Origin of the sequence: Allobosea sp. LjRoot9, assembly GCF_964252745.1 — a bacterium.
GTDB lineage: Bacteria > Pseudomonadota > Alphaproteobacteria > Rhizobiales > Beijerinckiaceae > Allobosea.
In genome coordinates this window covers 205,287-215,275 of the sequence record NZ_CAXUPC020000010.1, presented here as the reverse complement: position 1 = coordinate 215,275, position 9,989 = coordinate 205,287, and the positions used below count along the sequence as shown (strand labels likewise).

General features: G+C 66.2%; 11 protein-coding genes. 8 read left to right on the top strand and 3 right to left on the bottom strand.

Translation table 11 applies throughout. The features are described 5' to 3' along the window. Positions 1–276 precede the first annotated feature (276 nt). Together ACSQ3P_RS27565 and ACSQ3P_RS27560 are read left to right on the top strand one after the other, a co-directional pair. On the top strand, positions 277–2,313 hold the full coding sequence (locus ACSQ3P_RS27565; protein ID WP_436168633.1) for a M23 family metallopeptidase: 2,037 nt from the start codon (positions 277–279) through the stop codon (positions 2,311–2,313). A gap of 111 nt (positions 2,314–2,424) precedes the next feature. Then, positions 2,425–3,342 carry an AEC family transporter gene (locus tag ACSQ3P_RS27560; protein WP_436168632.1) on the top strand — a complete coding sequence of 306 codons (918 nt, stop codon included), beginning with the start codon at positions 2,425–2,427 and terminating at the stop codon, positions 3,340–3,342. Positions 3,343–3,391: 49 nt separating this feature from the next. On the opposite strand, the gene gluQRS is transcribed toward ACSQ3P_RS27560, so the two are convergent. Further along, the gene (gluQRS, locus tag ACSQ3P_RS27555) at positions 3,392–4,273 is read right to left on the bottom strand and encodes a tRNA glutamyl-Q(34) synthetase GluQRS (protein ID WP_436168631.1); all 882 of its coding nucleotides are present in this window, start codon (positions 4,271–4,273) and stop codon (positions 3,392–3,394) included. A 205-nt stretch (positions 4,274–4,478) separates the two neighbouring features. Between gluQRS and ACSQ3P_RS27550 the strand changes: the two genes are divergently transcribed. Continuing rightward, positions 4,479–5,120, top strand: a complete 642-nt coding sequence (locus ACSQ3P_RS27550; protein WP_436168630.1) for a DNA-3-methyladenine glycosylase family protein — start codon at positions 4,479–4,481, stop codon at positions 5,118–5,120. Between the two features lie 65 nt (positions 5,121–5,185). On the opposite strand, the gene ACSQ3P_RS27545 is transcribed toward ACSQ3P_RS27550, so the two are convergent. Beyond that, positions 5,186–5,965 (bottom strand): HpcH/HpaI aldolase family protein, encoded by a 780-nt coding sequence (locus ACSQ3P_RS27545; RefSeq protein ID WP_069689007.1) that lies wholly within the window; start codon positions 5,963–5,965, stop codon positions 5,186–5,188. A 319-nt stretch (positions 5,966–6,284) separates the two neighbouring features. Then, positions 6,285–6,608: a DUF1476 domain-containing protein gene (locus ACSQ3P_RS27540; protein WP_103721301.1), complete on the bottom strand. Its 324-nt coding sequence runs from the start codon at positions 6,606–6,608 to the stop codon at positions 6,285–6,287. A gap of 358 nt (positions 6,609–6,966) precedes the next feature. Here ACSQ3P_RS27540 and purC point away from each other — a divergent pair, with 358 nt between their 5' ends. From purC to purQ, 5 genes are all read left to right on the top strand, one after another. Further along, on the top strand, positions 6,967–7,761 hold the full coding sequence (purC, locus tag ACSQ3P_RS27535; RefSeq protein WP_069689009.1) for a phosphoribosylaminoimidazolesuccinocarboxamide synthase: 795 nt from the start codon (positions 6,967–6,969) through the stop codon (positions 7,759–7,761). A gap of 17 nt (positions 7,762–7,778) precedes the next feature. Continuing rightward, complete coding sequence (locus ACSQ3P_RS27530; RefSeq protein ID WP_436168629.1) at positions 7,779–8,399, top strand: hypothetical protein; 621 nt, start codon at positions 7,779–7,781, stop codon at positions 8,397–8,399. A gap of 81 nt (positions 8,400–8,480) precedes the next feature. After that, positions 8,481–8,723 carry a phosphoribosylformylglycinamidine synthase subunit PurS gene (purS, locus tag ACSQ3P_RS27525; protein ID WP_436168628.1) on the top strand — a complete coding sequence of 81 codons (243 nt, stop codon included), beginning with the start codon at positions 8,481–8,483 and terminating at the stop codon, positions 8,721–8,723. A gap of 18 nt (positions 8,724–8,741) precedes the next feature. Further along, positions 8,742–9,275: a GNAT family N-acetyltransferase gene (locus ACSQ3P_RS27520; protein WP_436168627.1), complete on the top strand. Its 534-nt coding sequence runs from the start codon at positions 8,742–8,744 to the stop codon at positions 9,273–9,275. Continuing rightward, a complete protein-coding gene (purQ, locus tag ACSQ3P_RS27515) occupies positions 9,272–9,967 on the top strand; it encodes a phosphoribosylformylglycinamidine synthase subunit PurQ (RefSeq protein WP_436168626.1) in 696 nt (231 codons plus the stop codon). Before ACSQ3P_RS27520 ends, purQ begins: the two co-directional genes overlap by 4 nt. Positions 9,968–9,989: the final 22 nt, after the last annotated feature.

Sequence of the window (9,989 nt, the reverse complement as noted above, 5' to 3'; positions counted from 1 at the left end):
GGCCATTTTTTTGGGCGGCGGCCGCCTTCGCTGTGGGCAGCGACTTCTTTGTACGCGCGCGCACGCAAGCGCTCGCGAGGGCGCCCATGACACGCCCGTAAACAGCCGCAATCCAAGGCCATGAGAGCGCCTCCCGCTCGTTGCGCGATTGATTCCGCGCCGCCACGCGGGCATGGTCTCCCAGCCTGAGCGGGCGAGGCTCCCGCGCTCGGCGGCAGGTTTGTCCGCATGGCTAGGCTTGCAGGTGCGGATAAAGACGGATCAAGACGCCAGACGATGAACGCCCATCCCGAGTTCAACGCCCCAGCAGAACCGCTCGCCCCCGAGGCCGCGGCGCTGCTGATCGATCTCGGGATCGAGCCACCGATCCGGCCGGACGGCTCCGCGCATCAATTGCAGGACCGGCGCGGCATCTCGGTGCGCTGGCTCTTCGCCTGCATGCTCGTCGGCTCCTGCGGCGCGGCCCTGCTCGGGGCCGCCATCCTGATCGCGATGCGCGGCGACACCAGCTTTCCCGAACAGCCCGAGACCGTGACGGCGCGTGCCTCCTCGGGCGCCGGCGCCGGCGGCGGGGCCCGCAAGGCCGACAAGCTCGTAGCCGAGCAACCCGTGATCGGCGCACGCCAGGCCGTGCGGGCGCCGATGTCGCAGAAGCTCGGGGATCGCGAGGTCATCCGCGTCCGGCCCTTCATCCGGCTCGCATCCAACCTGTCGATGACGACCGGCGTCTACGCGACCAATATTCCCCCCTTCAACCCGTTGCGGCTCTTCGCCGAGGGCGGCCAGCCGAGCGAGCGTTACGCCGAGCCGGTACAGGATCTCCCCGACGCCGACGTGACCATCGTGAAGCGCGACCTGACCGATATCCAGGTCCCCGACGGCAAAGCCCAGCTCGGTGACGCCGAGGTCATCGCCCAGATGGAGGAAGAGCGCGCCAATGCCGCAGCCGCGGGGCGGCAGCGCAGCCTGCCGATCCCGCCGCAATTGATGCTGAGCCGCACGCTCACCGGCGCGGCCCCGACCGGGGGCGACCTCTTGGCCTATGCGCCGAGCGACACGCGCTTTTCCGGCATCGAGGTCCGCGTCGTTCCCGAGAACGTCACCAACGCGCGCAAGACGCCGATCCCCGCCTCGCGCGAGCCGCTGGTCGAGGAGAAGCTGGTGATCGCCAAGCGCGGCGAGAATTTCGAGCAGACCATGCGTGCTGCCGGCGCGAACCAGGACCAGATCCGTGGCATGATGCAGGCTTTTGGCGGCAAGGTCCGCGTCTCGGCCCTTCCCGACGGCCAGGTCCTGCAGGTTCTCTTCGCGCCGGGTCCGCGCCCCGGCGATGTCAGACAGATCGTGCGCGTCTCCTTCCTGACCGCGGGCCAGCCGGACGGAACGGTCGCGATCAACGACGCCGGCGCCTTCGTCTCCGTCACGTTGCCCCGCCAGGACCTGGTCGGCCCGCAGCGCCCGCAGCGCAAGACCGGCGACGCGCAGGATGATGAGGAGGACGAGGATGGCGGCGGCAGCACCGGCGCCAGGCTCTATGACAGCCTCTACGAGACCGGTCTGCGCCACGAGATGCCGCGCCCGCTTGTCGACGAGCTCGTCCGCATCTTCTCCTATGACGTCGATTTCCAGCAGCGCGTGCGCGGCGGCGACAATCTCGAGGTCATCTTCACCGAGGAGGAGGAAGGCGAGCGCGCCGAGATCCTGTCGGCGGCCTTGACCATCAACGGCGAGACGCGCCGCGTCTTCCGGTACCAGGCGCCCGAGGACGGATTGATCGAGTATTTCGACGAGGACGGCCGCTCGCTGAAGAAATTCCTGCTGCGCAAGCCGATCGCCGAAGGCGAGATGCGCTCCGGCTTCGGCATGCGCTACCACCCGATCATGCGTTATTCGAAGATGCATACCGGCGTGGACTGGGCCAACCGCATCGGCACGCCGATCCTGGCGGCGGGCAACGGCACGATCATCAGCGCCGGCTGGTCGTCGGGCTATGGCAAGCACACCGAGATCCAGCACGCCAATGGCTACGTCACGACCTATTCGCACCAGTCCAACTTCGCCAACGGCATCGTGCCCGGCGCAAGGGTCCGGCAGGGCCAGATTATCGGCTATCTCGGCTCGACCGGCCTCTCGACCGGCCCGCACCTGCATTACGAGGTCAAGGTCAACGATAATTTCGTGAACCCGATGAAGATCCGCGTGCCGCGCGGCCGCGAACTCCAGGGCGGCGCGCTGGCAGAGTTCAAGCGCCAGCGCGACGAGATCCAGGGCCTGATCGTGAAGGCCGGCGGCACGGTCGCACAGTTGCGCTGAGCGCATGACGCGGCCGTTGGAGCGGCACTGCATCGCATCCGGCGCTTGACTTAGCACCAGCGAGAGCACACCGGGAAAGCCTGTTCCGCTCCTGCCCCGCGAATTAGGCCGATGCTCGCCGCCCTCATCGTCGTCCTGCCCGTTTTCGGCCTGATCAGCCTCGGCTACCTCGCGCGCTGGGCCAAGATCGTGCGGGAGACCACCGGCGAGGGCCTCTCCGACTTCGTCTTCGTCCTGGCCCTGCCCTGCCTGCTCTTCCGCACGCTCGCCAAGGCGGATATTCCGGCCACCCAGCCCTGGGGCTACTGGATCGCCTATTTCGCCGGCCTCGCCATCGTCTGGGCGCTCGCCATGCTGATCGCGAGCCGCATTTTTGCCCGCAAGGGTCCCGAGCTGGTCGTCTCGGGCTTCGCCGCCGCGCAATCCAACACCGTCTTCGTCGGCGTGCCGATGATCCTGAAGGCCTATGGCGACGCCGGCGCCGTGCCGCTCGGTCTGCTGCTGGCGATCCATCTACCGGTCACGATGACGATCGCCACCTTGCTCGCCGAAGGCCGCGCGGCCTCGATCACGATGATGATCAAGCGGCTGTTCACTCACCCGATCATCATCGGCATCCTGCTTGGCTCGGCGGCGCGCCCGATCATCGGCCTGATCCCCGAGCCGCTCTGGACGATCATCGACCTCCTGGCCGGCGCCGCCGTGCCCTGCGCGCTCATCAGCCTGGGCATCGCCATGCGGCGTTACGGCCTGACATCGGGCCTCGCTTTGCCCGCCATCCTGAGCGGGCTCAAGCTCGGGCTGCATCCGCTGATCGTCTATGTGCTGGCGACCATGGTCTTCCAGATGCCGGCGCATTGGTCGGGCGTCGCCGTGCTCTTCGCCGCCTGCCCCTGCGGCATCAACGCCTATCTCTTCGCCGAGCGCTACAAGCAGGGTGTCGCCGACGCTTCCAGCGCGATCGCGCTCTCGACCATGCTCTCGCTCTTCACCACCACGGCCTGGCTGACCTGGCTCGGGGTGAGCTGACGACGCAAACCGTCATTGCCAAGCCGTCATTGCGACGACGGGAGGCCGCTCAGCCGAAGCCTAGCTGCGCCCTGATCTCGCCGGCCGTGGCACCACGCGCCCTGAGATCGGCGAGGCTTTCCGAAAGCCGGCTCTTCGCCAGCTTCTGCCCGGTCTCGTCGCTCAGCAGAGGATGGAAATGATAGCGCGGCGTCGGCAGGCCGAGCAGCCGCTGCAGCACGACATGGATATCGGTCGCAGCTTCGAGATCGCGCCCGCGCACGACATGGGTCACGCCTTGCAGCGCATCGTCGAGCACGACCGAGAGGTGATAGCTCGTCGGCGCCTCCTTGCGTGCCAGCACGACATCGCCCCAGCGGACCGGCTGCGCGGCGACGAGCCGTTCATGCCCTGCCTCGTCGAAAGCCACATAATCGGCTGCCCCGCCTATCTCCTCGATCGCGCGGTCCATCGCCAATCGCAGCAGATGCGGCTCGCCGGCCGCGATGCGTGTCGCGGCCTCGGCTGGACCGCACGCGCGACAGGTTCCGGGATAAAGCGGCGCTCCGTCGGGGTCGACCGGCCAAGCCTTGTGCAGGCCGACCGCGCGTTTGATCACCTGGCGCGAACAGAAGCAGGGATAGACCAGCCCCCGCGCCTGCAGAGCCCTCACCGCCTCGGCATAGCTCTCGAAATGCTCGGATTGCCGCCGAACCACACCGTCGAAGCGTAGGCCAAGCCAGGCAAGGTCCTCCCTGATCCCCGCCTCGAATTCCGGCTTGCAGCGGGTGACGTCGATATCCTCGATCCGCAGCAGCAGCCGGCCGCACAGCTTGCGCGCCAGCCGCTCATTCGTCAGCACCGACAGCGCGTGGCCAAGATGCAGCCGCCCGTTCGGGCTCGGCGCGAAGCGGAAGACCGGCTCCGCGAAATCGAGTGAGGACGCTGCCATCCGCCTTGTCTAGAGCAATTTCCGATTCAGTTGGACCGGAAATTGCTCTACCTCCTTGTTTTAATGCGTTTTCTTCGCGCGACCCGATATCCACTTCGCTCCAAAACGCTCTATGGTCTCGCGGGCAAGCAGCCGAGACCGCGACGCTGCTGACAATCCCCGTCTCGACCATACCGTTCCATCAGCCCGCCATGAACCTGATCACATGAACCTGATCACCTGCGACGCCGATCTCGAGGAAGGCATGGCGGCGCTACGCGCGCTGCAGCCGCATTGGGCTGGGATCATCGACAAGGTCGGTCTGCCGCCGCTGCGCCGCCGCCCTGGCGGGTTCGCGGGGCTAGCAGCCATCATCGTCTCGCAGCAATTATCGGTGGCGAGCGCCCGCGCCGTCTGGACCCGCGTCGAGAGCGTGCTCGCGCCCCTGACGCCGGAGCGCGTCCTGGCGGCCAGCGACGAGGAGATGCGATTATCGGGCCTCTCGCGGCCCAAGCAGCGCACCTTGCGTGCGGTCGCCGCCGCGCTGGTCGAGGGCAGCTTGCGCTTCGAGGCGCTGGAGGCCGCCACGCCCGAGGCCGTGCATGAGCACATGACCGCCGTCTCCGGGATTGGCCCCTGGACGGCGGACATCTACCTCTTGTTCTGCCTCGGCCATCGCGACGGCTTCGCCGCCGGCGACCTCGCGATCCAGGAGGCGGCGCGGCAGGCCTTCGACCTGCCCGCCCGTCCGAAAGCAGCCGAACTCGCGGCGCTGGCCGAGGCCTGGCGGCCATGGCGCGGCGTCGCGGCGCGATTGCTCTGGGCCTATTACGCCGCCTTGAAGAAGCGCGAAGGCATCAACGCTTAGGAGCCTTGCGCGAAAAAGTGGGAACCGGTTTTTCGCAGAAGCAATGCCCTGACTTCTAGAATCGATCAGCCCCTGATCGTCTTGATCGCCGCCTGGGCGCCGGCACGCATCAGCCCGGTATCGCTCATCAGCGTCACCATCCTGGCGCCGAGCGCGAAGAAATCCTTCGCCCGCTCCGCCGACTGGGCATAGATCGCCACCGGCTTGTTGACGGCGGATGCGCGCGCAACGATGTGGCGGATCGCCTCATCGACCTCGGGAATCGTCGCATCGACCAGCGCGCCGCCCGACAGCGCGATCGAAAGATCGGAAGGGCCGACGAAGACGGCGTCGATGCCCGGCAGCGCCAGGATGTCGTCGAGAATGGCGATCGCCTCGCGCGTCTCGATCATCGCGAAGGAGAGCGAGAAGCCGTTGGCCGCCTTGAAATAGCTGTTCGCATCGAGCCCGGAGGTGCCGAGCGCGCCGTAGCTGCCCCAGCTGCGCTCGCCCATTGGCGGGTATTTGGAATAGGCGGCGAAGCGGCGCGCATCCTCCATCGTGTTGATCATCGGCGCGATCACGCCGGAAACGCCGGCATCGAGCAACTTCGAAACGTTCTGGAACTCGCCGACCGGAAGACGTGCCAGCGCCGGCTTGCCCGCCGCGTTGATCAGCGGAATCGCGCGGATGACCTCGCCCAGCGTGATCGGTCCGTGCTGCATGTCGAGCGTGACGGCGTCGAAGGCCTCCTGAGCAAGAATGCCGCTGACGCTGGGCTCAGGAATGCTCGACCAGGCCGAGAGGATCTTGTCGCCCTTGGCGAGACGGTCGGCGAGCGAGGAGAGCACTGTGGGCTTCGACATGGGCGTTCATCCGGTTCTGGGGCCCGCTCTTGGGGGATGGCGGGTCGCTCAAATTGGACCGGGGCGACGCTCAAAAGCAAACGGGCGCCCATGCGCCCGTCTCACATGCGTCCTGCGTTTGCCGGCATCCTGCGTTTGCCGGGCGGCGCGCCCTAGTGGTTTGATTCCGACATTTGCTCCCCATTCTATATCGAGCTCGGAGCAAATGTCGGAATCATCAAAACCACTAGCAACTCTTTGGTTTTCTAGTGGAACTTATGAATTTGACATTTGCTATCCGCCCGATATCGGGCGCGAGGCAAATGTCAAATTCGTTCCACTAGCGACCGGCCTGGATCTCTTCAGCCGCCTTGACCAGGAGCTCCGCCATGATCTGGCGAATCTCGGCATCGCCGACCGTCACCGCCCCGGCCGCGAAATCGGCCTTGACCTTGCGCACGACGTCTTCGTCGCCGGCCTCCTCGAAATCGGCCACCACGACGGCCTTCGCATAGACGTCCGCCTCCGCGCCGCTCTTGCCCAGCTTCTCGGCCGCCCAGAGACCGAGCAGCTTGTTGCGCCGCGCCGTCGCCTTGAAGCGCAGCTCCTCGTCGTGAGCGAATTTGTTCTCGAAGGCGTCCTTGCGCTGATCGAATGTCGACATCTTTTTAAGTCCTCTCGCGGGGCGCGCGCTGGAAAAGGGCTCGGGAAGGCTTGGTTCTGAGCCATATAGGACGGCGGGCCGCCCAGAGCCAGAGCGGAATGCTCCCGTGCCCGATCGCGAGCGGGCTCATTATCCCTGCGTCAAGGCTTCCAGAGCGGATTTGTTGCGTTTGCAGTGCAGAAGTCCCATATAGCGGGCGCGAAGACGGCCTTGGCGGCTGCCTTCGCATTGAGCCGGCCGGCCATGCGGTCTAGGCTGATCCCGCCTAAGAATCGGAATCAGCGCAGATCGCGCAGGACCGGCTGATCAGGGGCCCCGATCCCGCCGCGGGCGACCGCGACCAGAGAAAGGCCGACCTATGGATTTCCTCAAGCCACGGTACATCCCAATGAATCGCCGCCGTCGCATCTACGAAGGCAAGGCGAAGGTCCTCTATGAAGGACCCGAGCCTGGTACGCTGATCCAGCATTTCAAGGACGATGCGACTGCCTTCAATGCCAAAAAGCATGAAGTGATCGACGGCAAAGGCGTGCTGAACAACCGGATTTCGGAGCACATCTTCTCCAATCTCAACGATATCGGCGTGCCCACGCATTTCATCCGCCGGTTGAACATGCGCGAGCAGCTCATCCGCGAGGTCGAGATCATTCCGCTCGAAGTCGTGGTGCGCAACGTTGCTGCCGGCTCGCTCTCCACCCGTCTCGGGCTGGAGGAAGGCACGCAGCTGCCGCGCTCGATCATCGAGTTCTATTACAAGAACGATGCGCTGAACGACCCGATGGTCTCCGAAGAGCACATCACCGCCTTCGGCTGGGCGACGCCCCAGGAGATCGACGACATCATGGCGCTGGCCATCCGCGTCAACGACTTCCTGTCCGGCCTGTTCCTCGGTGCCGGCATCCGCCTCGTCGACTTCAAGATGGAGTGCGGCCGGCTTTGGGAAGGCGAGATGATGCGCATCGTCGTCGCCGACGAGATCAGCCCCGATTCCTGCCGGCTCTGGGACATCAAGTCGAAGGACAAGATGGACAAGGACCGCTTCCGCCGCGACATGGGCGGGCTGATCGAGGCCTATACCGAAGTCGCTCGCCGCCTGGGCATCCTGGGCGAGAACGAGAAGGTCGGACCGGCAGGCCCCCGGCTGGTGCAGTAATCGCCGCGCCTGGTGCCGTGAGCCTTCGTCGCGAACAGATCACAAGACTGAAACGGGAGCCTTCGCGCTCCCGTTTTCATGTCGCCCTGACGCTGGCGGGCGCGCTGCTGCTCGCCGGCTGCAGCAACCATTACGGCTTCGGCATCACCGAACTCCCGGCCGAGCGTGGCTGGCAACCCTTGCCGATCGAATCCTGGGTCCTGAATGACGGGCTCTCGGCGAAGGCGATGTCGTTTTGCCCGCGCGCAACCTGCACCAGACAGGGTTTCGCCGCGCTGATCACGCTGGAAGGCCGCGAGGCCGACGCAATGGAGAAGACGCTGGCGACGGACCCGGCCCGGCTCGCGCGCGATTTCGCCAAGTCGACGAGCAAGAAGCCGGCGAGCAAGGAAGCGAACAAGAAGGCCAAGACAGCAGAATCGACCGCTCCCAAGAGCACGACGACCGTCTCCCGCTTCAGCGAGGATGGCGCCCAGGGCCTGCTCGTCGAGATCCGCGCCCGCGACGCAAGCGGCAAGCGCGCCGTCACCGCGATCCTGTCGGGCCGCGACGGCGCCCGCCTGAACCTGGCGCTGGGCGTGAGCCCGGACCCCGACGCCGCCCGCAACCAGGCGCGCGCGGCCTGGCGCGATCGCTGATTCACGTGAAACCGCGCGGGAGAGGTTGAGCCGGCACCGATTCGCCGCTAAGCCACGCGCAACAAACGTCCGGAGAACCTCATGAAAGCCCGCGTCACCGTCACCCTCAAGACCGGCGTGCTCGATCCGCAGGGCAAGGCGATCGAGGGCGCGCTGAAATCGCTCGGCATCGCCGGCGTCGATTCGGTCCGCCAGGGCAAGGTCTTCGACATCGAGCTCGCCGGCCAGGATGCCATTGCCGCCGAAGCCGCGCTGAAGACGGCTTGCGAAAAGCTGCTCGCCAACACCGTGATCGAGAACTACCGCGTCGAGGTCGGCGTCTGACCGGCAGTCTCGCGCGCCATGACGGGAATCGCGCCCCAACCGGCAGCGACCGCGACCATAGCGCTTCGCCCCGCGACCCATGACGACGTCGATGCGATCATGGCTTGCGAACGCCAGCCCGGCTACGACGACACCGTCGGGCGCTGGAGTCGTGAGGAGCACCTCGCGGCGCTGGTCGAGCCGAGCCATCGCTATATCGTCGCGCTCGATTCCCACGGTACCGTCATAGGCTTCGTGATCCTGCAAGAGATCGCGCCCGCCGCCAGCGCCGTATTGGTGCGCCGGATCGCGGCCCTGAGCCAGGGACGCGGCCATGGCCGCGCCCTGCTCGACCATGCGCTCGCGCTGATCTTCGACGAATTGGGCGCCGCGAAGGCCTGGTTGCGTGTCTGGCCGCACAATGCGCGCGGCATGGCCCTTTACACCAAGCTCGGCATGAGAGAGGACGGGCTGAGCGAGGTGCAACGCAATGGCACGCCCGCCGTCATGACGATCATGTCGATCGATGCCGCGCGCTATCGCGACTGCAAGCCGAGGAGTGAGACCCCGTGAAAGCCGCCGTCATCACCTTTCCAGGCTCCAATCGCGAAGGCGATGTCGCCAAGGCGCTGAAGCAGGCCGGCGCAACGGTCGCCCATGTCTGGCACGCCGACACGGCCCTGCCGGCGGGCACCGATCTCGTGGTGCTGCCCGGCGGCTTCTCCTATGGCGACTATCTGCGGACGGGCGCCATCGCTGGGCGCGCCAATATCATGGACGCGACCCGCGCCCATGCCGAGCGCGGCGGCTATGTGCTGGGTATCTGCAACGGCTTCCAGATCGTCTGCGAGGCCGGGCTCCTGCCCGGCATCCTGATGCGCAACGCCGACCTCAAATTCGTCTGCAAGCGCCAGCATCTGACGGTCGAGCGTACCGACACGCCCTACGCCAACGCCTATGCCAAGGGCCAGGTCATCGATGTCTGCATCGCCCATGGCGAAGGCAACTACATCGCCGACGCCGAGACCCTGGCGCGCCTCGAAGGCGAAGGCCTCGTCGCCTTCCGCTATGCCGACGAGCAAGGCCGGATCACCGCCGCCGCCAATCCGAACGGCTCGCAGAACAACATCGCCGGCATCTATTCGCCCAAGCTCAACGTGCTCGGCCTGATGCCGCACCCCGAGAACCTGATCGATTCGCTGACCGGCGGCATCGACGGGCGCGGCATGTTCGCAAGCCTGATGAGCGGCAAGCGAGCCGCGTAGGCAAGCGCGCTACGTAAGATCG